The organism is Ferranicluibacter rubi (assembly GCF_011603255.1).
GTDB classification, from domain to species: Bacteria; Pseudomonadota; Alphaproteobacteria; order Rhizobiales; family Rhizobiaceae; genus Ferranicluibacter; species Ferranicluibacter rubi.
This window is the reverse complement of record NZ_JAANCM010000005.1, coordinates 77,224-102,649: the sequence shown is the minus strand read 5'-3', so window position 1 is coordinate 102,649 and position 25,426 is coordinate 77,224. Positions and strand designations below refer to the sequence as shown.

Genomic DNA, 25,426 nt, shown 5'->3' with positions numbered 1-25,426 from the left:
TTGCGAGGCCTCCTGCCGTGACCCTTTCCGAACCCGACATCCGCAACGCCGAACCCGCAGCAGATACATCGCCCAAGACGAAACGGGCATGGACACATGAGCCCTGGGTCGCAATCCTCCTCGCCATTCTTGTCGTCGCCTTCGCCTCCGTCATCGCCGGCCTCAGGGCCACGGATTATGTCGGCGCGGACAATGACGACGCCATGCGCCTCGTCGAAGTCCGGGATTTTCTCGCCGCGCAAGGCTGGTTCGACATGATGCAGTACCGCCTCGGCCTCGACGGCGGCACCTTGATGCACTGGTCGCGCCTTGTGGATCTTCCGATTGCCGGGCTGATCGCTGTCTTCGGCCTGTTTCTGCAGCCGGAGCCAAGCGAGGCCGCCGCGCTCTTCCTCTGGCCGATCCTGTTGATCGTCCCCGTCGTCATCGGCGTGGCAAAAGCCTGCTGGAACATCGGCGGACGCCAGACCATGATGATCGGTCTCGTTCTCATCGTCCTGTCGCTGATCAGCAATGTACGCTTCCAGCCGGGAAATATCGACCATCACAACGTCCAGCTCGCCCTGATCGCCCTGCTCGTGGCGGGCCTCACCGACCCTCTCGGCCGGAGGAGCGGCCACGCCCTCGCCGGCGTCACAGCCGGCCTTGCCGTCGCGGTCGGCGTGGAAACCACGCCCCTGGTGGCCATCGCCGGCATCGTCGTCGCGCTCCGCTGGGCGTGGCATGGCGAGCCGATGGATGGGGCCGCCAGGGCCTTCGGCCTGTCGCTCGCCGCCACGGTCGCGGCCGCCTTTCTCGCAAACACGCCACCGCGCCTCTATGCGATGGTCACCTGCGACAACCTCTCGCTCGGCTTCTTCGCCATCGCGACCGCGGGCGGCCTCGCGCTCTATCTCTCCGCACGCTCCACCAGCCGGCGTTCGCGGAACGCACGAATTCTCGCCCTTGCGGCGTCAGGCGCCGTCGTTGCCGCCGTCACAGTGTCGATCGCGCCGCAATGTCTGCAGAACCCGCTCGCCTCGCTCGATCCGCTTCTCAAGACCCTGTGGCTGGAGAGGGTGCAGGAAGCGCAGTCGATCGTGCAGATGGTGCAGGCGATGCCGTCCTATCTCGGCTTCGGCTTTGCGGCAGGCACCATTGCCATCATCGTCTGCCTCATCCGCATCTGGCGAAACGACCGGAGGGAGCTGCATCTCGTCTTTCTCGCGCTCTGCCTTCCCACCCTCGCGATCAGCATGCTGCAGATCCGCGGCACGACCTTTCTCAACTTCCTGTCGATCTTCCCGTTATCTCTTGCCGTTTCAGACCTTCGCACCCGCGCGCACCACGAACCGAAGACGATCGGCGCGGAACTCGCCTTTGCCGGGCTGATGCTGGTCTCGATCCCGAGCGTCTGGGCGGTCGCTTCGGCAGCCGTGGCGAAGGTTGCGGGTACGGACGACACGGTCATGGCGGGGATGGAGCAGAGCGCCTGCGTCGCGCGCGATGCGATCGTGCCTCTGGTCGATGAGCCGGCGGGCGTCGTCGCAGCACCCTCCAACCTCGGCGCGTCCATTTTGCGTTTTACGCATCACCGCGTGCTCACCGCACCCTATCATCGCAACCCGGCCGGCATGCTGGCGGAGCTCAACATCGGCCTTGCCTCGACGGAGGCGGCGAAAGATCTGCTGATCCGCGACGGCGTCACCCTGCTCGCTTTTTGCGCCGAGGACGGCCAGACAAGCCTGATCGCGGAGCGTGCGCCCGACGGGCTCTATGTGACACTCGGCAAGGGTATCGTTCCCGCCTACCTCCAGCCTGTCACAACGCCGGACCATCCGGCGCTGAAGATCTTCCGCGTCATCCCGTGAGCACTCGTCCGCTCAGTTGCGGGCGGGAACGGCGCAAGCCTCCCCGCCGGAAAACAGACGCGAGCGCGTGAGAAACCGCCGCTCGCGACCATTGTCGAGCGAGAACATGCCGCCGCGTCCGGGAACGACGTCGATGATCAGCTGCGTGTGCTTCCAGACCTCGAACTGGCTGCCGCTGATATAGACCGGCACGCCGCCGATCTCGCCAAGGCGCACGTCATGGTCGCCGACGATATAGTCGTCCGCCGGATAGCACATGGGTGAGGAGCCGTCGCAGCAACCGCCCGACTGATGGAACAGGATGTCGGGATGGTCGAGGCGGATCTCCTCGATGAAGGCAAGCGCCGCCTCCGTCGCCAGAACCCGCTTCTGCCCGTCCGGCATATCACCGACGATAACGCCCTGCATGTGGATGCCGTCCTTTATGAGGAATACCTAAATTTAGCGAGTGACCGACCGTTCATCATTGTGTCATACTTGCGACCAGGATTTGGGAGGATCACATCATGTCATATCGCACGGAGTGCTATCTGAGCTGCATGAGCCTGTCGCTTCTGCTCTGGAGCGCGCTGGCACTGGTCGTCCATCACGGCTGAGCTATGCCAAACATGACCATCCCCCGGCGAACCGGGAGATGGCGTTTCCTGATTCCGTGATCCCGCTGCTCAGAAGAAGCCGAGCGCCTTCGGGCTGTAGCTGACCAGCATGTTCTTGGTCTGCTGGTAGTGGTCGAGCATCATCTTGTGCGTCTCGCGCCCGATACCGGACTGCTTGTAGCCGCCGAAGGCCGCGTGCGCCGGATAGGCATGGTAGCAATTCGTCCAGACGCGGCCGGCCTGGATATTGCGGCCGAAGTTGTAGCAACGGTTCGCATCCCGGCTCCATACGCCCGAACCGAGGCCGTAGAGCGTGTCGTTGGCGATTTCCAGCGCTTCCGCATCGTCCTTGAAGGTGGTGACGGAAACCACGGGGCCGAAGATTTCCTCCTGGAACACCCGCATCTTGTTATGGCCCTTGAACACGGTCGGCTTCACGTAGAAACCGCCCGCCAGTTCGCCTTCCAGCGTGTTGCGCTCGCCGCCGATCAGCACCTCTGCGCCTTCCTGCCGGCCGATGTCCATGTAGGACATGATCTTTTCCAGCTGCTCGCTGGACGCCTGCGCGCCGATCATCGTCGACATATCGAGCGGGTTGCCCTGCTTGATGGCGGCGACGCGCTTCAGCGCCTTCTCCATGAAGCGATCGTAGATCTTCTCGTGGATCAGCGCACGGCTCGGGCAGGTGCAAACCTCGCCCTGGTTGAGCGCGAACATGGCGAACCCTTCGAGCGCCTTGTCGAGATAGTCGTCATCCTCGCGCATCACGTCTTCGAAGAAGATGTTCGGCGACTTGCCGCCCAGTTCCAGCGTCACGGGAATGAGGTTCTGGCTGGCATATTGCATGATCAGCCGGCCCGTGGAGGTCTCCCCGGTGAAGGCCACTTTGTTGATGCGCGGATTGGTCGCCAGCGGCTTGCCGGCCTCGAGACCGAAGCCGTTGACAATGTTGAGCACGCCCGGCGGCAGCAGGTCGGCGATCAGCTCGGCCCAGACGAGAATGGAGGCCGGCGTCTGCTCGGCAGGCTTGAGAATGACGCAGTTCCCGGCAGCGAGCGCCGGTGCAAGCTTCCAGGCGGCCATGAGAATTGGGAAATTCCACGGGATGATCTGCGCGACGACGCCAAGCGGCTCGTGGAAGTGATAGGCGATGGTGTCGCGGTCCACTTCCCCGATCGTGCCTTCCTGGGCCCGGACGCAGGAAGCGAAGTATCGGAAATGGTCGATGGCGAGCGGCATGTCGGCTGCCATGGTTTCACGCAGCGGCTTGCCGTTGTCCCAGGTTTCCGCCCGCGCCAGAAGCTCCATATTGTCTTCCATGCGCTGCGCGATCTTCATCAGGATATTGGCGCGCTCGGTGGTCGAGGTCCGGCCCCATTTGTCCTTTGCGGCGTGGGCGGCATCCAGCGCCAGCTCCACGTCGGCGGCTTCCGAACGGGCGATTTGGCAAAGAACGCCGCCGGTGATGGGCGTCGTGTTGTCGAACGTGCGGCCGCTCGCGGCATCGCGCCATGCGCCCCCGATAAAGTTGCCGTACTTCTGCTTGAACGGGTTCTCGACGATCTTCTGGTGCAGCATGTGGGTCTCCTCCAAGGGACAGCTACCTCTGTCTGGGGAAGACCCTGCGCCGGAACATTCCGCGGCAAAAGGGGGGATAGGCCGATCGTCCGCGCGACTGTCTCACATCTGCGACACGCGTGCGCTGCAACCCGTGCTGCAGCGCGCAAACGTCTGGTATCTCAATCGATCGAGAGCTTCTTCATCTTCCGGTAGAGCGTCGCGCGGCTGATGCCGAGGCATTCGGCAGCCGCCGACACATTGCCGCTGGCGCGCGACAGCACCCGGCGCAATGCCGCCCGTTCCGCATCGTCGAGGTTCTCGTGCTCGCCCGAGGGGCGGTCGTGCAGAAGGTCGGAGGCAGGAATGCCGGCGGCGATCCTGAGATCGTCGATCCCCAGCGTCAGTCGGGCCGCCCGCGTCGCACCGAGCACGAGGTCGTCTCGATCGATGGCGAGCAGCGCCGGGCTCGCCTTGCCCTCCGCCGGCACCAGCAGTACGCGATGGCCGCGAAAGGCGCGATGGAAGAGGTTCGATTCGATCCGCGCGGCAGCGTCCCGCACCGCTTGCGAGAGAATGCTCATCGCCATTTCCCCGGCATCCTCGCGGCAGGTGGAAATGTCGATCGCCGCCGTCACGCGGCCGCGATGGTCGCGGATCGGCGCGGTGGCGCAGGAAAGGCCCGTGTTGCGGCTGAGGAAATGCTGGTCGCGATAGATGACGATGGGCCGCTCGTCGGCAATCGCCGTGCCGATGCCGTTGGTGCCGACGCTGGCCTCGCTCCAGAGCGTGCCGGACCAGAGGCCGATGCCGCGAAAATCATCATCGTCGCCGGCCGCACCCCGCCGCTCCAGCGCGACGCCGTTTCCATCCGTCAGGAGCAGGCAGCACCCCGCCTTTCCGACCGTGGCAAACAACCGGTCGATCTCGCCCCGCGCCTCTTCGAGCAGAGCTCCGCTTTCCTCGCGCGCGAAACGAAACGCCCGCTCGTCGAGCCGCATCGGCGACCGCGCTTCTTCCGGCGAAAGCCCGTGCACGGTCATGCATCGCCGCCACGAGGCGGCAACGGGCGAACTGGCTGCCGCCGACGCATGATGCGCCACGGCCTGAACGTGATCCGAATGGTTCATCCGCTCTCCTCCCCGAAAGCTGACGGTAACGGTACTATAACGGGATTTCGGCAAACGTCCATGCCGGGCTCGCGGGTACTTTCGCGCTGACCAGGAAAGCGCGCTCGGGAAAATTCGCGCCGGCATGTGTTCTCACGGCTTCCAACTTGCTACAGCGAACGGACACCATGCCCGCAAGGGCCAGCCTCCTCCTCTGCTTTCCGACGGACCATCATGCTGCGCGACCTCTCTCTCCAGAGCCTGTTCATGGGGCTCCTCACCGCCTTTGTCGGCTTTGCCAGTTCCTTCGCCGTCATCCTGCACGGACTGTCGGCCGTAGGTGCGACGGAGGCTGAGGCGGCATCCGGGCTGATGGCCCTGTCGGTCTCGATGGGCATCCTCGCGATCCTTTTGAGCGTCTGGACCCGCCTGCCCATCAGCATCGCCTGGTCGACGCCGGGTGCAGCCCTGATCGCCAGTTCCGGCGCGATCGCCGGCGGATTTCCGGCCGCCGCCGGCGGCTTCGTGCTCTGCGGCATCATGATCGTGATTGCCGGCCTCTGGCGCCCGCTCGGCCGACTTGTCGCCATGATCCCGGCACCGCTCGCAAACGCCATGCTCGCGGGCGTGCTCCTCTCGCTCTGCTTCGCTCCGGTGAAGGCGGTCGGCGCCGATCCCGCGCTCGGCCTGCCGATCGTGCTGGCCTGGGCGATCGCCGGAACGTTCAATCGGCTGCTCGCGGTGCCGGCCGCCCTCCTCGCCTTCACCCTCGTCATCATCTTCGGCATCGACATCCCCCCGGGCACGATGGACCGCGTCGTCGCAACGCTTGTCCCGCAACCGGTGTTCGTCATGCCGGTCTTCACCCTCGCCGGGCTCGTCTCCATTGCCCTGCCCCTGTTCGTCGTCACCATGGCGTCGCAGAACATTCCGGGCATCGCGGTGCTGAAAGTCCACGGCTACGCACCGGAGCCGGGCCCGCTCTTTGCGGCAACCGGCGTCTTCTCGCTCTTCGCCGTCCCCTTCGGCGGTCACGCCGTCAACCTCGCGGCCATCACGGCGGCCATGTGCGCCGGCCCGGATTCGCACGCAGACCCCGCGCGGCGCTACTGGTCGGCAATCATCGCCGGCATTTTCTACATCGTCTTCGGGCTTCTCGCGGCCACCGTGACCCTGCTCGTCGGCTTGGCGCCGCCGGTGCTCATCCAGGCCGTGGCGGGTCTCGCGCTGATCGGCGCCTTCGCTGCATCGGCGTCCGCCGCGTTCAAGGATGCGGAAAGCCGGGACGGCGCGGCCATCACCTTCCTCGTCACGGCCTCCGGCGTCAGCTTTGCCGGCATCTCCGGCGCCTTCTGGGGCATCGTCGCGGGCGGGCTCATGCTGTTCCTCGGCCATATCAGGTCCGGACGCGGCAAGTCTTCGCGCCCCTCCTGAGCTGCGTCCATCCGCCTGAAATCTTCAGGCGGCCGTCGCTTGGGGAAGGTCGACGATCTCGGCGTCCGCAGGTGGCGCGATCTCGACGGCTGTCATCACGGCGGTCTTGATGTCGGACAGCGGCTGAGGCCGTCCGAACAGAAAGCCCTGAACCTGCAGACACCCCTCGCCACGCAGGAATGTCATGTGCTCCTCGGTCTCCACCCCTTCGGCGAGAACGGGAATATCGAGGCTGCGTGCCAAGATGATGGTCGAGCGCACGATCGCCTCGGCGGGCCGGCTGCGGCCGATGCCGTCAACGAAACTGCGATCGATCTTGATCTTGTCGAACGGGAAGTTCTGCAGCGTCGAAAGCGAGGAATAGCCGGTGCCGTAGTCGTCCATTGCGATCTTCACGCCCATGGCCTTCAGCTGCCGGATGATGTGCAGGGCGTGCTGCTGGTCGCCGATGATACCGGTTTCGGTGATCTCGAGTTCGAGACGGTCGGCCGGAAGTCCCGTCTGAATAAGGATGTCGCGCACCCGGTGCGGCAGAGCCACGTCCGCCAGCTGGGCAGGGGCGACGTTGACGGCAATGCGCAGCGGTTGTGCCCAGGATGACGCTTCCCGGCAAGCGGTCTCCAGCACCCAGTCGCCAAGCGTCTGGATGAATCCCGTCCGCTCCGCCAGCGGAATGAACTCCGCGGGCGACACCATGCCCCGCGTCGGGTGACGCCAGCGTAGGAGAACTTCGTAGCCGATGATATCGCGGCTCAGCGTATCGTTCTGCGGCTGGTAATAGAGTTCGAGTTCGCCACGATCGATGGATTGATGAAGGTCGATCGACAGGAGACTACGGTCGCGCGTGGCCGTATCCATGCTCGGCTTGTAGAACCGCACCGTGCTCGCGCCGTTGACCTTGGCCCGGTGCATGGCGAGATCTGCCTGTGCCACAAGGTCGATGGCGGTCTGGGCCGAACCGGGAAAGAGCGCGATACCGGCACTCGCCGTCACCCGGAACGCCTGCCCTTCGAGGTCCATCGGCAGGCTGACGGCGCTGAGGATCCGCTCCGCGAATTCCTTTGCATCGGCCTTCATGAAGAAGCGGTCTCGAACGGCCACGAACTCATCGCCGCCGACCCGCGCGAGAAATTCGCCCGGTTGCAGGATGCCGGACACCCCTTCTGCAATTGCCCGCAACACGCGGTCGCCGACGGCCTGACCATGGGCATCGTTCACGTCCTTGAACCGGTTGATGCCAATGACCACCAGAGCCAGACGCTCCGTATCGTCGCGCGGCTGCCGCATCGCTTCGCCGACATGCTCGTGAAGCGCCTGCCGGTTCGGCAAACCGGTCAAGGCATCGTGCGACGAGAGATGACGGTAGCGTTCCGCGGCGATCTGGCTGGAGTTCAGGTCGATCACATAGGCCGAGGCGCCGAGCGCCATCATGACGGTCATGATCAGAAGGACCATTGCGGCCAGCGCGCTCTCCTCCACCGCCATTGCGGGGATCGAGATCGTGGGGTCCGGGGAAACCGTCATACCCGTCATCGCCGTGAAATGCAGCGAGAGGATCGCAAGGATGAGGCCGGCGGCACCGCCATATTTGCAGAAACGGGTGACCGGCCGCGCGATGCGGTTGGTGGCAACGGCACCGAAGCCGACGGACAGCACGACGGCCGCAATCGTCAGCACCGTGTCCCACGTCTTGACGCCCGCAACGAGCAGTGCAGCCATCCCGACATAGTGCATGGAGACGATACCCAGCCCGACGATGCCGCCGCCGACCTCGATGGTGGCGCCGGTCTGCCGCCCGGCGGTGACGGCAAAGCCGAACAGCGTGAAGCCGACCGCGATGGCCAGCGACCACAGCGTCGTCAGAGGATCATAGGCGTGATCGAGCGGCATCCGGTAGCTGAGCATCGCGATGAAATGCGTCGACCAGATGGTCGAGCCGCCGATGCATCCCGAAAGAAACAGCCAGTTCAGCTTCTGGACGCCTTGCGTCCGCCGCACGCGGGCGTAAAGCCGCATCGTCAGGACCGAGCCGAGAACGCAGACCACGAGCGCTGCGACCAGCAGAGGATATGCATGGTCGTTCGTCACGCAGGTAAGAAATGTCAGCATGAAACACCTATGAGAGACGTCCCACACCTGACATGCCCGGTCCCCTCAGGCCGTTAATGCTCCGACGCGTTCTCTTGAAACGGTTAGCGACCTCTGAACGGCCGCGAAGCGCGAAGCATTGCAATTCCGAGCGTTCTCCGTTATGGACGCGCGTCCGCGCAGACACCCTTGGAGGCAAACGCGGATGAGGCCTCAAAACCTCAATTCGCAAGGCCATTGCGCCCTGCGAATGCTTCACAACAAGAAAGGTACTGCCATGAGCAACGCAACTTACGAGCTCAAGGCCGAAACGCGCGAACGGGTTGGTAAGGGGTCCTCCCGTGAACTTCGCCGCAACGGTCTTATTCCTGCTGTCATCTACGGTGACAAGCAGACACCGATTTCCATCGCCCTGTCCACGAAGGAAGTCACACGTCACATCCATGCCGGCGGTTTCATGACCACGGTTGCCACGATCGACGTCAACGGCGAGAAGATCCAGGTCCTCCCGAAGGACTACCAGCTCGATCCGGTGCGCGATTTCACCATGCATGTCGACTTCCTGCGCGTGTCGAAGAACAGCGTCGTCACCGTCGAAGTGCCGGTTCACTTCGAAAACGAAGACAAGTCCGCTGCCATCAAGAATGGCGGCGTTCTGAACGTCGTCCGTCACACGATCGAACTGGTCGTTCCCGCGAACGCGATCCCGGAAGCCATCACCGTCGACCTCAGCGGCCTTTCCAAGATCGGCGACGGCATCCACATCTCGGACATCACGCTGCCCGAGAACGCCACGCTGACGATCACCGACCGTGACTTCACGGTTGCTACGATCGCCGCTCCGGACGTCCTGACGGCCGAAGAAGAAGAAGGTACACCGGCTGGCGAAGCTGCCGGTGATGCTGCGAGCGAAGGTAACGCTGAGTAAACCTTAACTCCGGTTAAGTTTACGAGCACCACTGCCTCATCGAAAGGCCCGTCTGCACCCCGCAGGCGGGCCTTTTTGTATTCCGTCCGGACTCCATCGCTTCAATAACATTTAATGCTTTTATGATCATGTTGCCGCAGGTCGTGCGGCGTGCTTCATCATGCTGCACTGTGCAGGGAACGGGCGATGGCACAGGCGTTTTTAGGGGCAGCACAATGATGCATTCTGTGGAACATCGCTTCGTCGCGATCGTCTGCGGCGCCATGCTGGTGTTCGTCGCGCCGCTGATCGTCCTCTTCCTCTACCTTTCCTCCGGACGCATCGAGCGCGAGCATCTCGCCAATGCCGAGGTCATGCTGGATGCCGGATCGAAAGCTCTGGCAAAACCGCTCTGGGACTTCGACACGGAAGCCATGAACCAGATCGCGCGTGCACTCGCCGCCGACGGGAACATCGCCTTCGTCAAGGTCACCGGCACGTCGGCCGGCCTCTCGGCAGCCTATCCTGCTACGGACAACGAAACCGCGGCGCCGCATTCGGTCCTGTCACGCGACATCGTCTATTACGCCCCGACGGGCAGGAAGTCCGTGGGAACGGTCGAGCTGCACGTGCGGACCGACGGCCTCCTGACCCGCTTCGGCAATGACGAACTCGTCATCTTCTCCATTCTCATCGTCGCCATCGCGGTGGTGTTCATCGCCGCCATCGTCGGCAACCGCATCACCGTCATCCGCCCGCTCCTGCGCCTGACCGCCGCCATCGAGATGAGCCGCCTGTTCGGGTCACGCCAGAGGGTGGAATGGGAATCGGACGACGAGATGGGCGCGCTCGTGCTCAAGTTCAACGAGATGCAGAGCCGTCTGGAAAACGAGCAGAACGCCCTTCGCCGTGCCCATGCCCGCTCCACCGAGATCTACAACCTGACCCCGGCCATGCTGTTCTCGATCGATCTGGAAGACAGGATCGTCGCCGTCAGCAATTTCTGGCTGAGCAAGACGGGCTATGGGCGGGAAGCCGTCATCGACCGCCTGTTTTCGGACCTCATCGAACCTTCGGCCCACGCGGCCTATCGCGAACGCCGCATCGCCGCCGGCCTTCAGAGCACCTGCGAGGTCACCGTCCCCTTCGTGAAGGCGAACGGCGAGACGATGACCGTGCTGATCCAGGAAACCATGACGCTCGGCCACGGCCAGACCGAGGACGCCGCCCTCGCCGTCATGACCGATATCACCGCGCTGAAGCAGGCCGAAAGCCGCAATCACGTGCAGGCCACGACGGACCATCTGACCGGCCTCCTGAACCGTCAGGGCTTCGAGGCGGCACTGGATGCGGGCATTCGCAAGGCCGACGAGCGGTCGGGCGAACTCGCCTGCGTCTTCATCGATCTCGATCGCTTCAAATGGATCAACGATAATTTCGGCCACGCTGTCGGAGACGAAGTCCTGCGGCAGGTCGTCTCCCGTATTCGCGCCAACCTGCGGCCGGAAGACACGATGTCGCGCATCGGTGGCGACGAGTTCGCCATCCTCATCAACGGCGAGAATGTGGAGACGCTGGCCAGCGATATCGGCGACAGCATCTGCGCGGGTCTTGCCGAACCGATCATTGTGCGCGGCACCGAACTGTCGGTCAGCTGCAGCATCGGCATCGCGCTCTACCCGATCCATGCCGAAAACGCCTCGGATCTCCTGCTGAAATCCGACATCGCCATGTATGCGCGCAAGCACGGCGGCAAGAACGGCAAACAGATGTTCGACACCTCCATGCTCGACGCCGCACGCGAACGCCACGAGATCGCCCAATACATCGAGGCCGGCCTGCGCGAAGACTGGTTCGAGGCCTATCTCCAGCCGATCGTCGGCATGAGCGATGGCCGCATCGTTGGCTTCGAAGCGCTGATGCGACTGAACCATCCGGAAAAGGGCATTCTCGCCCCCGCCCGCATCATCGGCATCGCGGAGGAAACCGGCACGATCGGCCGCATCGGCGAGCGCATTCTGGAGAAAGCCATCGGCCATCTCGCCGTCATCTCGCGTCTGGAAGGCACCGGCGAGACCTATCTCGCGGTCAACTTCTCGCCGATGCAGTTCGAGACCACCCTGCCCCACAAACTCGCGGCGCTGCTTCTGAAGAACCACATCGCACCGAGCCGCATCGTGATCGAAATCACGGAAGCCGTCCTTATGCTCGACAGCCCGGATGTTCATGCCGTGCTGAAGCAGCTCGGCGAATTCGGCTGCCGGATCGCACTCGACGATTTTGGCACCGGCTATTCGTCGCTCAGCTACCTCAACCGCTTCCCCGTCGATATCGTCAAGGTGGACCAGTCCTTCACGCGGTCGCTGACGGCCGATGAGGTGGACGTCCGCCGCAAGAGCCGCATGCTCATCAAAGGCATCCGCACCATCTCCAACCAGATGGGATACGACACGGTTGCCGAGGGCATCGAGACGCTCGAGGACTGGGAGCTTCTAAAGAAGCTCGGCATCGACTATGGCCAAGGCTACTTCTTCAGCAAGCCGATGCCGATCGGCGAGATGCTGAAAATGCTGGAAAGCAACTCGGAAGCCAAGGCGACGACGGCCTGAACGCACCACACCAGGACAGCCGCCTTCGCGAGGGCAACAAGGAATGACGGCAGGCATGCAGCGAATGAGATTATGGCAGGCACGGGGTTTGACGGTATCGGGCGTGGTCCTTCTGGGCCTCCTTCTCCCGAACACCCCGACGCTTGCGCAAACGTCCGAAGCGCCTGAGGGCGTCCGTACGCTCACGATGCTGACGGAGGAATATCCGCCCTTCGCCTTCACGCAGGACGGCGAGATCACGGGCTCCTCGGTCGATCAGGTTCGCCGCATCATGGCCGAAGTCCATCCCGACTACACGCTCGACATCGTTCCCTGGGCCCGCGCGATCGCGACGGCGGAAACCGACCCCGCGACCTGCGTCTTCACGACGACGCTGTTGCCGGAACGCGCAGAGCGCTTCAAATGGGTTTCGCCGCTGAATATCGATACCCTCATGCTGATCGGCCGTACCAGCGGCAAAGCCCGCCCCCGCTCGATCGAGGCCGCCAAGGCTTTCACCGTCGCCGTTCATAAGGACGACAGCGGTGAACTCTTCGCTCTCGCCCAGGGATTTCCACACCTCGACACCGCGCCGAGCATCGACCTCTCCCTGAAGAAACTTCTGGCCGGCCGCGTCGATCTCGTGCTGCTGACCCGCAAGACCTTCGACGAGTTGCGGGGACAGGGCCAGCCGCTCGAAGCCATCCTCGACGTGGAAACGGCACACTCGGGCATCGCCTGCAACAAGGCCGTGCCGGACCGGACCATCGCCGACATGCAGGCGGTGCTGGACCGCCTGATCGCCGATGGCACCCAAGCCGAGATGGAGCGTCGCTACAAAAATTCGCCGAAATAGAGCTGTCCCAACACCTCCGCATCGCGAACCGGCTTGACACGGACGGCCCTGCGCGGTGCAAGACATCGGCTTAACAGCATGCGTCGGCAATAGCGGCCATGCACCCGAACCGGCGACCGACCCGAGACGAAACATGCTGATCTTTGCAGGACTGGGCAATCCGGGCCCGAAATATGCGGGAAACCGCCACAATATCGGCTTCATGGCCCTCGACGCGATCCATCGCCGTCATGCCTTCTCCCCGTGGTCGAAGAAGTTCAAGGCCGAGATTGCAGAAGGCGACCTCGGCGGCGAGCGCGTACTGTTGATGAAGCCCCAAACCTTCATGAATCTCTCGGGCGAATCCGTCGGCGAGGCCATGCGCTTCTACAAGGTTCCCGTCGGCAGCGTCGTCGCCATCTATGACGAGCTTGATCTGGTGCCCGGCAAAGCCCGGCTGAAGACGGGCGGCGGCCATGGCGGACATAACGGCATCAAGTCCATGGACGCCCACTGCGGCCGCGAATACCGTCGCCTCCGCCTCGGCATCGGCCATCCCGGCGCCAAGGAACTGGTGGAACGCCACGTTCTCGGCGATTTCGCCAAGGCCGACCGCATCTGGCTGGACCCGCTGCTGGAAGCGCTGGCGGACAATGCGGACATGCTGGCCAGGGGCGAGGATTCGCAGCTGATGAACAAGCTCGCGCTCGCCACCGGCAGCCCACCACCGGCCGAGCCGGCGCAGAAGGCAAAGCCCGCCGGCCAGTCTCATATCCGTGCGGCGCGCAACCATGCCCAGCCGAAGATTCTGCCAACGACCGGCCCGATGGCGGACATGCTGAAGAAGCTGTTCGGCAACAAGGACGATTAATCAGCCCGCAGTGGTCAAAGCCGCAGCGATGACCCGATCAATTCTCCGGCTCGGTGGTCAGCATCATCGGAAACCCGGCTTCCTTGGCAAGGTCCGTCGCTTCCTTAGCCTTCGTCTCCGCGATATCGCGCGCGCAGACGAGAAGAACGCAGGAGCCCATCTTGTGGGCGGTCAGCATCATCCGGTAGCCGGTCTCCTCGCTCATCCGGAAGACGATCTTCAGCACCATGATGACGAAGTCACGCGGCGTATAGTCGTCGTTCAGGAGAATGATCTTGTAGAGCTTCGGCCGATCGAGCTTCGGCTTTGTCACGGTCTTCGGCGTGGTAGTGGTATCATCGCTCATGGGCAAGTGCCTTCTGACGGAAAGGCCCGGATGCAGGCATGCCGCTATATCACATCGGATAAAGCTGGTTTCAAGCGCGGCCGAGCAGATTCACCGCCCGGCCACTCCGCCGAATGATGGCAGCGGCGCGTTTGTCGAAGGTGGCAAACACCTGACCGCCCAGCCTCCGCCCATCACGCTCGATAACGCCATCGGCAAAGTCGCCGCCGCTTGAGAGAAAGGACATACCTGCATGAACGGTTTCGCTGTCCGTGACGATCCCTTGCGTTTCCATCAATGCTTGTATGATCTCTATCACCTCTGAACGGCTCTTTTTGTAGAGGCGACGCAGAACCCAATCCAGCTCACAGAGGGCATGAATAGAGAGCACGACAAAATCCGAACGCATCACCGCCTGCGCCTGACGACTTTCCTCTGGATCATCAACGATCAGCACCCGAAGGAGAATATGGTGTCGACAACGATACTCAGTCGTCTGCCTCCCCTGCATAACCCGCCGCGATCGCCTCATTGATCTCTTCGACCGTATAGGTCCGTCCAGTGGGGTTTTTGACCATCCCGAACAGGCTCTCGATCGGCCGCGTCTCGCCGATCACGCGCAGCGATGCCCGGCGGCTCGGCATCAAGTCGATATCCACCTCGTCGCCGGGGCCGATGCCGAGGTGTTCGAGCACTTCCTTCTTGAGGGTGATCTGCCCTTCTGCCGAGACTTTGAGCCGTACCATCGCACCTGTCCTTTCCATTTTGCGATGGTAACACAGACAGCAGGAGCGACAAGGCGCGCAAGCGCTCGGACCTGCCGACGGCAGCCCACCCCTTGACCCCTCAGCCGCTTTCGCCCATAGGCACCGCATTGCAAAACGAGAAGAGACGGGTCGTTACGCCATGGGTTTCAAATGCGGTATCGTCGGTCTGCCGAATGTCGGCAAGTCCACGCTGTTCAACGCGCTGACGAAGACGGCGCAGGCGCAGGCGGCCAATTATCCCTTCTGCACCATCGAGCCGAACACCGGTGAAGTCGCCGTGCCGGATCCGCGGATGCGCAAGCTGGCCGATATCGCCAAGTCCAAGGAGCTCATTCCGACCCGCATCGCCTTCGTCGACATCGCCGGCCTCGTGCGCGGCGCGTCGAAAGGTGAAGGCCTCGGAAATCAGTTTCTCGCCAACATCCGCGAAGTCGATGCCGTGGTGCATGTGCTGCGCTGCTTCGAAGACGACGACATCACCCATGTCGAGGGCAAGATCGACCCGGTTGCGGACGCCGACACGATCGAGACCGAGCTGATGCTCGCCGACCTCGAGAGCCTGGAGCGCCGCACCGAGCAGACCCGCAAGCGGGCAAGCTCAAAGGATAAGGAATCGGTCGCCGCCCTGCCGATCATGGATGCGTCGCTGAAGCTCCTGAACGAAGGCAAGCCGGTCCGCACGCTGCTGTCCACGTTGAACGCCGAGGAACTGCTGATCCTCAAGGGTCTGAACCTCCTGACCTCGCACCCCGTCCTCTACGTCTGCAACGTCGCCGAGGCCGATGCGGTCGACGGCAATGCCCATACGCGCGCCGTCGAGGCGATGGCCAAGGCGCAAGGGGCGGAAACCGTGGTCATCTCCGCCGCCATCGAATCGGAAGTCGCACAGCTGCCGGAAGACGAGTCGCGGGAATTTCTCGAAGCGCTGGGGCTGAGCGAAGCCGGTCTCGACCGTCTCATTCGCGCCGGCTACAAGCTGCTCGACCTGATCACCTACTTCACGGTCGGCCCGAAGGAAACGCGCGCCTGGACCATCGAGCGCGGCATCAAGGCGCCGGCCGCAGCCGGCGTCATCCATTCCGATTTCGAACGCGGCTTCATCCGCGCCAACACCATCGCCTTCGACGACTACATTCAGTTTGGCGGCGAAAGCGGCGCAAAGGAAGCCGGTAAGGCACGCGACGAAGGCAAGGAATATGTCGTGCAGGACGGCGACGTCATCCACTTCCGCTTCAACACCTAATCGCTGACAAGCGGCGGCAAGAATAAAACGGCCTCAGGCATCTCCTCTTCGGACATGCCTGAGGCCGTTCTCGTCAGTGACCGGAAAATTCGACCAGCGTGCGAACCTCGACGCCAAGCGCCTCGAGCTTCTTGCGACCGCCGAGATCGGGAAGGTCGATGACGAAGCAGGCGGCGACGATATCGGCGCCCATCTGTTTTAAGAGCTTGCAGGCCCCTTCCGCCGTGCCGCCCGTGGCGATCAGGTCGTCGATGACGATGACCTTCTCCCCCGGCGTGATGGCATCGCGGTGCATTTCCATCTCGTCCACGCCATATTCGAGGCTATAGGCGATGCGCACCGTATCATGCGGCAGCTTGCCCTTCTTGCGGATGGGCACGAACCCCGAAGACAGCTGATGCGCCACGGCGCCGCCGAGGATGAAGCCGCGTGCCTCGATGCCGGCGACCTTGTCGATCTTGGTGCCGGCATAGGGGTGCACGAGTTCGTCGATCGAGCGACGAAACGCCCGGGGATTGCCGAGAAGTGTGGTGATGTCGCGAAAGAGAATGCCGGGCTTCGGGTAATTCTCGATGGTGCGGATGGCAGCGGCAAGCTCGCTCTGTAGGGAAGACGTCATGAAAACGGAAGGCCTCGCAAAGGTCTGTTACCGCCAACCTTTAGCACCGGACCCGGCCCGGCCCTACAGCATTTTTCGCGAAAATCGCATCCTGCAAGGAAACGGTCCGGCCGTCAGCCGGACCGTTCAATGGTGTCGATCAGTCGGCTGAAGCGGGGTTCTTCTGCAGGTTTTCCTGCACCTTGCGCGCCACGGTCGGGTCGGATTGCGCAGCGGTGATGATCGTCTTGTAGTCGTTCAGCGACATGCCGGGTGAGGTTTCCACGGCCTTGATCATCTGCTGGTTGGCCTCGTTCTGCAGCTTCTGCTTGGCCGCGGCATCGGTCGTGGTGCCGATCTTCTGGGTATAATCCTGCCGCACCTTATCAACCTGAAGATAGGCGACGGCAAAGGCCTTCAGCTTCTCGTCGGTGAACGCCGCTTGGGGAATCTGAGCCTGAGGTGCTGGAACCTGAGAGGCTCCGGCCTGTGGCGTGCGCGGTTGGGTCGCCTGCGGCTCGGCCGCGCCCTGCGCGAAGGCCGGCGACTGAACGACGAGGATACCGAGGAGTGCAGCCGTCAGCGATGCGACGGGGGTGGAGGCAGCCTTGGTACGGAGCGTCGTGGGGCGGTTGTTCATGAAGTGTCCTTCCGTGTTTCCGGGAAGCAATGTGCGTCCGTTGCGTTTCTCAGCCCGCGCCCCTTCTGACCGGTTCACCCGGCGAGAATGTGACGATAAGCCGATTTCCGGAACCATCCGTCCATCTCGTGGGTTTGCTTCAGCCGCCATCCGAAAGGTTAAGCGGCAGGAGGAAACGGAGGAGGAAGAGATGAGACTGTTTGAATGTGGCGCGCTGGTGCCGGGATGCGACTGGCATACCCGGGCCGACAACGACGCGGAGATCGTGAGGCGCACGGTCGAGCACCTGCGGCAGGCCCATGGTGAAGACGTGATCCGCGAGACGATGATCGACAACATCAAGTCGCGTATAGCGGATGAAACGAAAGCGGCCTGAGCGAACGGGATGAAAGCCGCAGGCATCCGGCCTGCGGCTTTCGTCCGTGTCCAGGCTCAGCGCGCGGGAGGCGCGTCCGTCACCCGCGCAAGCAGGCTTTCCCGGCTTTCGCGAAAACCGGAGGCGATCCAAGCCTCTTCGAGGTCCGCAAGCGTTGCCCCCATGGCAGGCCCCGGCGAGATGCCAGCCGCAATCAGATCACTACCGCTCACCGGAAACGCTGGCTTCCGCCAGGCCAGCGCCCGGTCGAGCAACCGCCCAAGACGTCCCACCACGGCCATCGCATCGCCGTCGCCTTCCGCCTTCTGGCGTGCGGAAGCAAGTGCCAGCTTCAGACGGAACACCACGCCGCCCGCACCTTGCCGATACAAAATCCGGTCGAGCGCAGCCTCAGCCATGCTATCCTTGATCGGACCTGCCAGAGCGAACGCCTGCAGGGCAGCGCCTTCCGCTTTGGAGAAACGCAGGCGCACAGCCATCGCCTCCAGCCTGTCGGCGTCGGGAGGAACCATGGCCGCCAGCCGCAGCAACGGATCGACCGGCCACCCCAAGGCCTGCTCGGTTGCCACGAGACCGGGAATGGCGTCGATGCCCCATTTCTCGCTCTCCGGCAGGATCTTGGTGAGAACGCCGGAGGTCCGCATCCACAACAGCGCTCTGCTCGGGTCCCTAGCGGACAGGAGCTTCTTCAGCTCCGCCCAGACCCGCTCCGCCGAGAGCGTTGAAAGCTTCGATTTTGCCTGTGCGGAGGCCCGCAAGCCATCCGCATCCGGCCGGAAGGCGCCGTACCAGGCGAAGAACCGGAAGAAGCGGAGAATGCGCAGATAGTCTTCCGCCACCCGTTCCGCCGCCGGACCGATGAAGCGAACCATGCCCCGTTCGATATCGGCGACACCGCCCACAAGGTCGATGACCTCGCCGGATGCCGTCGCATAGAGCGCATTCATCGTCAGGTCCCGTCGCGCCGCATCCACGGCCCAGTCCGTCCCGAACGCGACCTCGGCGTGGCGGCCATCGGTGGAAACGTCGTGGCGCAGCGTCGTGACCTCGAAGGGCGCGCCATCAACGACCAGCGTGACAGTGCCATGCGCGATGCCGGTCGGAACCACCTTGATGCCCGCCGCCTGTGCCCGTGCGGTCACCACATCCGGCGTCAACGTCGTCGCCAGATCAACCTCGTTGACCACGGCCCCCATGAGCGCGTTGCGCACCGCACCGCCGACGACGCGAACCTCGCCGCCATCCGCATTCAAGAGGTCGAAGACGCGGCGAAGCGCCGGCGCCTGAAACCAGGGTTGATCCGTGACGGAGAGTGCGGCAGGTGTCATGCGTAGAGCCTTTCATACAACATCCGGACGATACCCGCCGTGATGCCCCAGATCCGATGTCCCTCATAGGGCATGGCGTAATAATGGCGTGTCGCGCCTTTCCACATGCCGCTATCGACGGTGTGGTTGTCGGGATTCATCAGGAAGGACAGCGGCACTTCGAAGGATGCTGCGACCTCAGCCGGGTTCAAGGACAGCGTGTAGCCTGGACGGACGATGCCCAGCACCGGCGTGATCCGGAAGCCGGAAAGCGCCATATAATGCGGCAACCGCGCGACAGGCTCGATGAAAGCGCGATCGAGGCCGATCTCCTCCTCGGTTTCCCTGAGCGCCGCATCCTCGACCGAGCGATCCTCGGGATCGACCGAACCGCCGGGAAAGGCGATCTGCCCGGAATGCTTGCGCAGCGTCGCCGTCCGCTCGGTGAAGATCACCCGCGCATCGGCACCGTCATCCACCACGGGCACCAGCACGGCGGCGTCCTTCAGCGACAGGGTCTCGATGTAAGGCACGACATCGGGATTGAGCAGGATGTCGGCGTGATCGCGCCAGGCAAGATCGATCGGCCCGCCGGTCTGCGATGCCGCGCGGCTGCGGAAGCCAGTGGCGGAGAAATCTGTGTTGAAGGCATCCGTCATGGCAGCGTCATCGTCCAGCCCGCGATCATTCGGCGAGAGCTGCCAGCGTTTCCGCCGGCATCATCGGGAACACGGCGCCACCGGAGCGCACGGCGAAGGTCGGCACGCCATCGATATCGATCTCCTCGCCAAGCGCTGCGAGATCGTACATCACCGCCCGCGACACCAGCGCCTCCAGCCGGCCCCGCACATGCAGATAAGGCTTCATCTCGGCATGCTCGCCGGCGATCTCGAAGCGCAGAGGGTGCTCCGGCCCCGCTTCCACGACATCGCCGACATTGGTTCGAAACGAAAGGACTGGCGCGCCATCGCGATGCGTCACCGTCATTTCCACCGCGAGGAAAGGCGCATCCACCACGCGAATACCGACCTTCTCCACCGGCGTCACCAGATAGGTCTTGCCATCCTCGTCCTTGCGCAGAACGGTGGAAAACAGGCGAACGAGCGCCTGCCGGCCGATGGGCGTGCCCATGTAGAACCAGGTTCCGTCTCCTCGGATTTCCATGTCGAGATCCCCGCAGAAGGGCGGGTTCCAGCGTTCCACAGGCGGCACGCCGCGCGGGGCGCCACCCTCGATGGTAACGGTCTGTCCCGCCGCGCGGGCGATCATCGCTGCGAGACCGGCAGCATCGCTTTTGTCATCCGTTTTCGCAGCTGCCATCGTTCCGTCCCGTTTGCCCGTGATCGTGCGGCATGAAGTGATCTTGCGTTCTATCAGAATGAGCTTCACGAGATAGTGCGCCTCGCGTGGCTTGTCAGCCTGAAGGTGATAGCTAGTTTGAAATGGAACACGGAACAGGCGCGGATGCGATTCGAATTCCCGTTCGGATCAGGGTCATCCAGGGCGCCGGGCGAGCGGAGAGTTAAGCGATGGGACTGATGAACACGGCGAACGCCGCGCTCGACGACAAGGCGATCGTGGCCGCAGCCGAAAAGGCACTGGCCGACATCGCGGTCATCCGCACGGAAGTCGGCAAGGTGATCTTCGGCCAGGAAAGCGTGGTCGAGCAGACATTGCTTGCCGTGCTCTCCGGTGGTCATGCGCTGCTCGTCGGCGTGCCCGGCCTTGCGAAGACCAAGCTCGTGACCACGCTCGGCACCGTGCTCGGCCTTGACAGCAATCGCGTGCAGTTCACACCCGACCTTATGCCGTCCGATATTCTCGGCTCCGAAGTGATGGACCAGGACGAGACGGGGCGCCGCTCGTTCCGCTTCGTGCCCGGCCCGATCTTCACCCAATTGCTGATGGCCGATGAGATCAACCGCGCGAGCCCGCGCACCCAGTCCGCTCTGCTGCAGGCCATGCAGGAATATCATGTGACCGTCGCCGGGCAGCGCAACGACCTGCCGCGCCCCTTCCACGTGCTCGCCACCCAGAACCCGCTGGAGCAGGAAGGCACCTATCCGCTGCCGGAAGCCCAGCTCGACCGCTTCCTGATGCAGGTGGATGTCGATTACCCCGAGCTTGCCGCCGAACGCCGCATTCTGCTGGAGACCACAGGCACGCAGGAGAGCAGCGTCAAGGCGGTGCTGGACGCGCCGAAGCTGATGGGCATCCAGAACCTCATTCGTCAGATGCCGGTGAGCGAAACCGTGGTCGATGCGATCTTGGACCTGGTGCGCTCCGCCCGCCCGGGTCATGGCAATGCCAATACGGACCGTCATGTGGCCTGGGGCCCCGGCCCGCGCGCCGGCCAATCGCTGATGCTGACCGCCCGCGCCCGCGCGCTTTACGACGGTCGCCTTGCACCCTCGATCGACGATATCGCAGCGCTCGCCGAACCCGTTTTGCAGCACCGCATGGCGCTGACATTTGCTGCCCGCGCGGAGGGCATGTCGGTGCGCGACGTCATCGCGGGCCTCGTCAAGACGCTCAAGGCCTGACCGGATGGTGAACGCCGTCGGGCACATCGTCGATCGCACGCCCTCGGGCGAGGTCCTGTCCCGCGCCCAGAGCCGGGCCGCGCTGGTGCCGGACTGCATGGTCGAAGCCCGCCGCATCGCCAATACCGTCATTTCCGGCTGGCACGGCCGCCGTCGGCGCGGCATCGGCGAGAATTTCTGGCAGTTCCGCCCCTATTCTGATGGTGAGAGCCTGTCGCGCATCGACTGGCGCCGCTCTGCCCGCGATGACCACACCTATGTCCGCGACCGTGAATGGGAGGCCGCTCACACGATCTGGCTCTGGGCCGACCTGTCGCCGTCGATGATGTACAAGTCCCGCTTCGGCGCGGTGTCGAAGGAAAGCCGCGCGCTCGTGCTCATGCTGGCGCTTGCCGAAATCCTCGCCCGCTCGGGCGAGCGCATCGGCTGCCCCGGCGTGATGGAACCGGTGTCCGCGCGCAATGCGGCCGAGCGCTTAGCGACCGCACTGATGCACAGCGACCTCTCCTCTGGACTGCCCGACACCGGCATGATCCGCGGCTGGAGCGATCTGGTGCTGATCGGCGACTTTCTCGACCCCGCCCCCGCGATCATGGACCGCCTCGGGCCGCTTGGCCGACGCGGCATGCGCGGCCACGTCATCGAAGTCGCCGACCCTGCCGAGGAAACCTTCCCCTACGCCGGACGGACCGAATTCACCGATCCCGAGACGGGTGAAAAGCTGACGGCCGGCCGCGCCGAAATATTGGCCGAGGACTATCGCCGCGCCTATTTCGCGCGCCGCGACAGCCTGGGGCAAGGCCTCCGCCACATGGGTTGGACCTTCATTCCCCACCGCACCGACCATCTCGCTTCCGAAGCCCTCGTTTCCGTTCACATGCACCTCTCCGGCATGCCCGGACGCGCCACGCATGGGGGCCAGCTATGAGCGTCCTGCCCTTCGTCTTTTCCAGCCCGTTGATGCTCGCAGCGCTGGTCGCACTGCCCGCGATCTGGTGGCTGCTGCGGCTGACGCCGCCGAAGCCCGTGACGGAGGTCTTCCCGCCGCTGCGCATTCTTGCCGGCGTGCTGAAGCGCGAGGAGACGCCGTCGAAAAGCCCGTGGTGGCTGACCGCCTTGCGGATGCTCGTGGCGGCGCTGATCATCCTCGCCATCGCCGATCCGGTCGTCAATCCCCGCGTCGGCACGCTGTCGGCGGCGGGGCCGCTGGCGTTGGTCATCGACAATGGCTGGGCGACGGCAAACGACTGGGAGCGCCGCGTGCGCACAGCAGACGCGCTGATCACGGAAGCGGAATCCGCAGACGTCCCCGTCTCCATCGTCTTTTCCGCAGATCGCGAAAATGACGGTGTGCCCGGCACCGCCACCGCCGCCCGCACCCGGCTGGCCGCCGCCGCCCCACGCCCGCTGCGCCCGAACCGCACGGAGGCCGTTGCGGCTCTGCGCACCGGGCTTGACGGTACGCGCCCCGGCACGCTCGCCTTCATCAGCGACGGCATCGCGTCGGGCGATGACACCGTTATGCGCGACCTGGCATCCCTGTCTCCGCAAAGCCTGCGGCTGATCGAGAGTGATGGCGGCGATGCGATCGCGCTGACGGGCGCCGTCAACGAGGCCGATGCCATGCGGATCACCGCGACCCGGCTTGAGAGTGCGGCCCCCCGCACTGTGGCGCTCACCGCCTTCGATACACGCGGCCGGGCCATCTCGAACGGCAGCATCATCTTCCCAGCGGGTGAAGCCACTGCCTCGGGTACGCTGACGGCGCCGTTCGAACTGCGCAACGATTTTGCGCGCATCGGCATCGACGGCCTGGCCACTGCGGGCAGCACCTACCTGCTGGACGACGGCTTCCGCCGCCGCCGCGTGGCGCTTCTCTCCGGCGAGGCACGCGACCAGTCCCAGCCGCTTCTGTCGCCGCTCTACTACATCAACCGTGCGCTGGCGCCTTATGCCGACCTCGTCCAACCAACGGAGACCGACCTTGCCGTCGCGCTGCCGCAGCTTCTCGAGCAGAAGCCGTCGATGGTCATCATGGCCGACATAGGCCGCCTGCCGGAGGATACGACGCCGGCCATGACGCGCTGGATCCAGAACGGCGGCACGCTGGTGCGCTTCGCCGGGCCGCGCCTTGCCGCTGCACCGGCCGATGACCCGCTGGTGCCCGTGCGCCTGCGCCAGGGCGAACGCGCGCTCGGTGGCACCCTCTCCTGGTCGGAACCCCAGCCGCTGGCGCCATACCCGGCCACCAGCCCCTTCGCCGGCATGCCGCGCCCGGAAGGCATCACCGTCAACCGGCAGGTGCTGGCCGAACCCACCGCCGACCTCTCGCAGCGCACCTGGGCAAGCCTTGCCGACGGCACGCCGCTCGTCACCACGCGCACGCTGGGCGCCGGCCGCATCGTTCTCTTCCATGTCAGCGCAGAGGCAACATGGTCGAACCTGCCGATCTCCGGCGACTTCGTGGAGATGCTACGCCGCGTCGTGCAGCTGTCGCGCAGCGGCGGCGTCACCAGCGAAGGCGGTGCTGCGGCGCAGGCCCTGCCGCCCTACCGCCTGATGAATGCCGACGGCACGCTGGTGACCGAAACCGGCGGCGCGCGTCCGCTGGAGATCGCGGCCGGCGTCACGCCCGTGGCCGACGTGGAGCATCCTCCCGGCCTCTACGGTTCCGAGGAAGGCTTCGTTGCGCTCAATCTCCTGCCCCGGGATGCGACCCTGCGTCCGATCGAAAGCACGGATCTGCCGATGCCCTACACCAGCGAAGCCCTGATCGGCAGCGAGGCCTGGTCGATGAAACCCGCCCTCTTCTCCGCCGCTCTGATTCTCCTGATAATGGATACGCTGATCGTTCTCTTCATGGCCGGCACGTTCGCGCGCACCAACCGCCTGCGCACGGCAACCGCCATGCTGGCCATCGGTGTGACTGCCCTCGGCGCAAGCGTCCTTTCGCCCCAGCCTGCGCATGCACAGGCCCAACCCGCCCCACAGGCGCCGGCAGCGCCCGCGCAAGGTCCCATTGACGATACGCGTCCCGGCGACGAAGAAATTCTCGGCCATCTCGACAATACGCATCTGGCCTATGTCGTCACTGGCGAAAGCGAGGTCGATCGTATCTCCGAGCGCGGACTTGCCGGCCTGACCGAGTTCCTGACCTACCGAACGACGCTGGAGCCCGGCGCGCCTGTCGGCCTCGATATCTCAAAGGACGAACTGTCGTTCTACTCGCTGATCTACTGGCCGATTTCCGCCAATGCCGAAATGCCGAGCCCTGCCGCCATCAGCCGGATCGACGCCTATATGCGCGCCGGCGGTACCGTGCTGTTCGACACGCGCGACCAGCTCTCCTCCCTGTCGGCCGCCTCGGGCACGAGCCCGAACACCGAGCGCCTGCAGGCGATTCTCTCCGATCTCGACATTCCCCCACTGGAACCCGTGCCGACCGACAATGTGCTGACCAAGTCCTTCTACCTGCTCACCTCCTTCCCCGGCCGCTATACCGGCAGCCCCCTGTGGATCGAGGCGCAGCCGCAGAGCACAAGCGAGCAATCGGAACGCCCTGCCCGCTCGGGCGACGGCGTCTCGCCGATCATGATCACAGGCAATGACCTGGCGGGCGCCTGGGCGACCGACGACAACGGCGCGCCGCTGCTGCCGACGGTGCCGCCGGACGAGATGCAACGCGAATATGCGTTCCGCTCGGGCGTCAACATCATGATGTATATGCTCACCGGCAACTACAAGGCCGATCAGGTGCATATCCCGGCGCTGCTCGAACGGCTCGGCCAGTGA

23 protein-coding genes are annotated in these 25,426 nt (G+C 64.1%); 11 read left to right on the top strand and 12 right to left on the bottom strand.

Translation table 11 applies throughout. The features are described 5' to 3' along the window. The first annotated feature begins 17 nt into the window (after positions 1–17). Positions 18–1,850 (top strand): hypothetical protein, encoded by a 1,833-nt coding sequence (locus G8E10_RS11715; protein WP_167129073.1) that lies wholly within the window; start codon positions 18–20, stop codon positions 1,848–1,850. A 12-nt stretch (positions 1,851–1,862) separates the two neighbouring features. Here the strand turns inward: G8E10_RS11715 and G8E10_RS11710 are convergent, their stop codons facing one another. From G8E10_RS11710 to G8E10_RS11700, 3 genes are all read right to left on the bottom strand, one after another. Next, entirely contained in the window at positions 1,863–2,258 is a 396-nt protein-coding gene (locus tag G8E10_RS11710; RefSeq protein WP_425530833.1) for a DUF779 domain-containing protein, read from the bottom strand. 257 nt (positions 2,259–2,515) lie between these two features. After that, positions 2,516–4,024: an aldehyde dehydrogenase gene (gene adh, locus G8E10_RS11705; protein WP_110728326.1), complete on the bottom strand. Its 1,509-nt coding sequence runs from the start codon at positions 4,022–4,024 to the stop codon at positions 2,516–2,518. A gap of 161 nt (positions 4,025–4,185) precedes the next feature. Next, positions 4,186–5,133 (bottom strand): helix-turn-helix domain-containing protein, encoded by a 948-nt coding sequence (locus G8E10_RS11700; RefSeq protein WP_110799332.1) that lies wholly within the window; start codon positions 5,131–5,133, stop codon positions 4,186–4,188. Positions 5,134–5,346: 213 nt separating this feature from the next. Between G8E10_RS11700 and G8E10_RS11695 the strand changes: the two genes are divergently transcribed. Further along, a complete protein-coding gene (locus G8E10_RS11695) occupies positions 5,347–6,546 on the top strand; it encodes a benzoate/H(+) symporter BenE family transporter (RefSeq protein WP_110799333.1) in 1,200 nt (399 codons plus the stop codon). Between the two features lie 24 nt (positions 6,547–6,570). On the opposite strand, the gene G8E10_RS11690 is transcribed toward G8E10_RS11695, so the two are convergent. Further along, on the bottom strand, positions 6,571–8,655 hold the full coding sequence (locus tag G8E10_RS11690; protein WP_167129070.1) for a putative bifunctional diguanylate cyclase/phosphodiesterase: 2,085 nt from the start codon (positions 8,653–8,655) through the stop codon (positions 6,571–6,573). Positions 8,656–8,911: 256 nt separating this feature from the next. Between G8E10_RS11690 and G8E10_RS11685 the strand changes: the two genes are divergently transcribed. The 4 genes from G8E10_RS11685 (at position 8,912) to pth (ending at position 13,835) form a co-directional block, all read left to right on the top strand. After that, complete coding sequence (locus G8E10_RS11685) at positions 8,912–9,562, top strand: 50S ribosomal protein L25/general stress protein Ctc (RefSeq protein ID WP_167129067.1); 651 nt, start codon at positions 8,912–8,914, stop codon at positions 9,560–9,562. A gap of 215 nt (positions 9,563–9,777) precedes the next feature. Next, positions 9,778–12,150, top strand: a complete 2,373-nt coding sequence (locus G8E10_RS11680) for a putative bifunctional diguanylate cyclase/phosphodiesterase (protein WP_167129065.1) — start codon at positions 9,778–9,780, stop codon at positions 12,148–12,150. 64 nt (positions 12,151–12,214) lie between these two features. Next, positions 12,215–12,985, top strand: coding sequence for a substrate-binding periplasmic protein (locus G8E10_RS11675; RefSeq protein ID WP_167129062.1), 771 nt, complete (start codon positions 12,215–12,217; stop codon positions 12,983–12,985). Between the two features lie 133 nt (positions 12,986–13,118). Then, positions 13,119–13,835: an aminoacyl-tRNA hydrolase gene (gene pth, locus G8E10_RS11670; RefSeq protein WP_167129059.1), complete on the top strand. Its 717-nt coding sequence runs from the start codon at positions 13,119–13,121 to the stop codon at positions 13,833–13,835. A 37-nt stretch (positions 13,836–13,872) separates the two neighbouring features. Here the strand turns inward: pth and clpS are convergent, their stop codons facing one another. The 3 genes from clpS to G8E10_RS11655 all read right to left on the bottom strand — a co-directional run bounded on the left by clpS (position 13,873) and on the right by G8E10_RS11655 (position 14,906). Beyond that, complete coding sequence (clpS, locus tag G8E10_RS11665) at positions 13,873–14,181, bottom strand: ATP-dependent Clp protease adapter ClpS (RefSeq protein ID WP_167129057.1); 309 nt, start codon at positions 14,179–14,181, stop codon at positions 13,873–13,875. Between the two features lie 70 nt (positions 14,182–14,251). Beyond that, a complete protein-coding gene (locus tag G8E10_RS11660; protein WP_167129055.1) occupies positions 14,252–14,617 on the bottom strand; it encodes a type II toxin-antitoxin system VapC family toxin in 366 nt (121 codons plus the stop codon). A 31-nt stretch (positions 14,618–14,648) separates the two neighbouring features. Then, positions 14,649–14,906 carry an AbrB/MazE/SpoVT family DNA-binding domain-containing protein gene (locus tag G8E10_RS11655; protein ID WP_167129053.1) on the bottom strand — a complete coding sequence of 86 codons (258 nt, stop codon included), beginning with the start codon at positions 14,904–14,906 and terminating at the stop codon, positions 14,649–14,651. Positions 14,907–15,066: 160 nt separating this feature from the next. Here G8E10_RS11655 and ychF point away from each other — a divergent pair, with 160 nt between their 5' ends. Then, positions 15,067–16,170 carry a redox-regulated ATPase YchF gene (gene ychF / locus G8E10_RS11650; protein ID WP_167129051.1) on the top strand — a complete coding sequence of 368 codons (1,104 nt, stop codon included), beginning with the start codon at positions 15,067–15,069 and terminating at the stop codon, positions 16,168–16,170. 73 nt (positions 16,171–16,243) lie between these two features. Here ychF and G8E10_RS11645 read toward each other — a convergent pair whose 3' ends face one another. Both G8E10_RS11645 and G8E10_RS11640 read right to left on the bottom strand, forming a co-directional pair. Continuing rightward, positions 16,244–16,789, bottom strand: a complete 546-nt coding sequence (locus G8E10_RS11645) for an adenine phosphoribosyltransferase (protein ID WP_092934691.1) — start codon at positions 16,787–16,789, stop codon at positions 16,244–16,246. A 139-nt stretch (positions 16,790–16,928) separates the two neighbouring features. Continuing rightward, the gene (locus tag G8E10_RS11640; RefSeq protein WP_167129049.1) at positions 16,929–17,408 is read right to left on the bottom strand and encodes a DUF4168 domain-containing protein; all 480 of its coding nucleotides are present in this window, start codon (positions 17,406–17,408) and stop codon (positions 16,929–16,931) included. 190 nt (positions 17,409–17,598) lie between these two features. Between G8E10_RS11640 and G8E10_RS11635 the strand changes: the two genes are divergently transcribed. Continuing rightward, entirely contained in the window at positions 17,599–17,784 is a 186-nt protein-coding gene (locus G8E10_RS11635; protein ID WP_092934694.1) for a DUF1059 domain-containing protein, read from the top strand. A gap of 56 nt (positions 17,785–17,840) precedes the next feature. Here the strand turns inward: G8E10_RS11635 and G8E10_RS11630 are convergent, their stop codons facing one another. The 3 genes from G8E10_RS11630 to G8E10_RS11620 are packed head-to-tail and all read right to left on the bottom strand — an operon-like array spanning position 17,841 to position 20,411. After that, positions 17,841–19,112, bottom strand: a complete 1,272-nt coding sequence (locus G8E10_RS11630; protein ID WP_167129047.1) for a CCA tRNA nucleotidyltransferase — start codon at positions 19,110–19,112, stop codon at positions 17,841–17,843. Beyond that, complete coding sequence (locus G8E10_RS11625; RefSeq protein ID WP_167129044.1) at positions 19,109–19,750, bottom strand: CoA pyrophosphatase; 642 nt, start codon at positions 19,748–19,750, stop codon at positions 19,109–19,111. Before G8E10_RS11625 ends, G8E10_RS11630 begins: the two co-directional genes overlap by 4 nt. Positions 19,751–19,775: 25 nt before the next feature. Further along, a complete protein-coding gene (locus tag G8E10_RS11620) occupies positions 19,776–20,411 on the bottom strand; it encodes a DUF1285 domain-containing protein (protein WP_167129042.1) in 636 nt (211 codons plus the stop codon). 209 nt (positions 20,412–20,620) lie between these two features. Here G8E10_RS11620 and G8E10_RS11615 point away from each other — a divergent pair, with 209 nt between their 5' ends. Genes G8E10_RS11615 through G8E10_RS11605 form a run of 3 tightly spaced genes read left to right on the top strand, consistent with a single transcriptional unit; the run spans position 20,621 to position 25,426 of the window. Further along, positions 20,621–21,634, top strand: a complete 1,014-nt coding sequence (locus G8E10_RS11615; protein WP_167129040.1) for an AAA family ATPase — start codon at positions 20,621–20,623, stop codon at positions 21,632–21,634. Between the two features lie 4 nt (positions 21,635–21,638). Beyond that, positions 21,639–22,562 carry a DUF58 domain-containing protein gene (locus G8E10_RS11610; RefSeq protein ID WP_165910537.1) on the top strand — a complete coding sequence of 308 codons (924 nt, stop codon included), beginning with the start codon at positions 21,639–21,641 and terminating at the stop codon, positions 22,560–22,562. Then, positions 22,559–25,426: a DUF4159 domain-containing protein gene (locus G8E10_RS11605; protein ID WP_167129038.1), complete on the top strand. Its 2,868-nt coding sequence runs from the start codon at positions 22,559–22,561 to the stop codon at positions 25,424–25,426. Before G8E10_RS11610 ends, G8E10_RS11605 begins: the two co-directional genes overlap by 4 nt.

Coding starts and splice junctions, on each gene's coding strand:
- G8E10_RS11710 (WP_425530833.1), bottom strand. CDS start 2,258: ATGCAGGGCGTTATCGTCGGTGATATGCCGGACGGGCAGAAGCGGGTT.
- adh (WP_110728326.1), bottom strand. CDS start 4,024: ATGCTGCACCAGAAGATCGTCGAGAACCCGTTCAAGCAGAAGTACGGC.
- G8E10_RS11700 (WP_110799332.1), bottom strand. CDS start 5,133: ATGAACCATTCGGATCACGTTCAGGCCGTGGCGCATCATGCGTCGGCG.
- G8E10_RS11695 (WP_110799333.1), top strand. CDS start 5,347: ATGCTGCGCGACCTCTCTCTCCAGAGCCTGTTCATGGGGCTCCTCACC.
- G8E10_RS11690 (WP_167129070.1), bottom strand. CDS start 8,655: ATGCTGACATTTCTTACCTGCGTGACGAACGACCATGCATATCCTCTG.
- G8E10_RS11685 (WP_167129067.1), top strand. CDS start 8,912: ATGAGCAACGCAACTTACGAGCTCAAGGCCGAAACGCGCGAACGGGTT.
- G8E10_RS11680 (WP_167129065.1), top strand. CDS start 9,778: ATGATGCATTCTGTGGAACATCGCTTCGTCGCGATCGTCTGCGGCGCC.
- G8E10_RS11675 (WP_167129062.1), top strand. CDS start 12,215: ATGAGATTATGGCAGGCACGGGGTTTGACGGTATCGGGCGTGGTCCTT.
- pth (WP_167129059.1), top strand. CDS start 13,119: ATGCTGATCTTTGCAGGACTGGGCAATCCGGGCCCGAAATATGCGGGA.
- clpS (WP_167129057.1), bottom strand. CDS start 14,181: ATGAGCGATGATACCACTACCACGCCGAAGACCGTGACAAAGCCGAAG.
- G8E10_RS11655 (WP_167129053.1), bottom strand. CDS start 14,906: ATGGTACGGCTCAAAGTCTCGGCAGAAGGGCAGATCACCCTCAAGAAG.
- ychF (WP_167129051.1), top strand. CDS start 15,067: ATGGGTTTCAAATGCGGTATCGTCGGTCTGCCGAATGTCGGCAAGTCC.
- G8E10_RS11645 (WP_092934691.1), bottom strand. CDS start 16,789: ATGACGTCTTCCCTACAGAGCGAGCTTGCCGCTGCCATCCGCACCATC.
- G8E10_RS11640 (WP_167129049.1), bottom strand. CDS start 17,408: ATGAACAACCGCCCCACGACGCTCCGTACCAAGGCTGCCTCCACCCCC.
- G8E10_RS11635 (WP_092934694.1), top strand. CDS start 17,599: ATGAGACTGTTTGAATGTGGCGCGCTGGTGCCGGGATGCGACTGGCAT.
- G8E10_RS11630 (WP_167129047.1), bottom strand. CDS start 19,112: ATGACACCTGCCGCACTCTCCGTCACGGATCAACCCTGGTTTCAGGCG.
- G8E10_RS11625 (WP_167129044.1), bottom strand. CDS start 19,750: ATGACGGATGCCTTCAACACAGATTTCTCCGCCACTGGCTTCCGCAGC.
- G8E10_RS11620 (WP_167129042.1), bottom strand. CDS start 20,411: ATGGCAGCTGCGAAAACGGATGACAAAAGCGATGCTGCCGGTCTCGCA.
- G8E10_RS11615 (WP_167129040.1), top strand. CDS start 20,621: ATGGGACTGATGAACACGGCGAACGCCGCGCTCGACGACAAGGCGATC.
- G8E10_RS11610 (WP_165910537.1), top strand. CDS start 21,639: ATGGTGAACGCCGTCGGGCACATCGTCGATCGCACGCCCTCGGGCGAG.
- G8E10_RS11605 (WP_167129038.1), top strand. CDS start 22,559: ATGAGCGTCCTGCCCTTCGTCTTTTCCAGCCCGTTGATGCTCGCAGCG.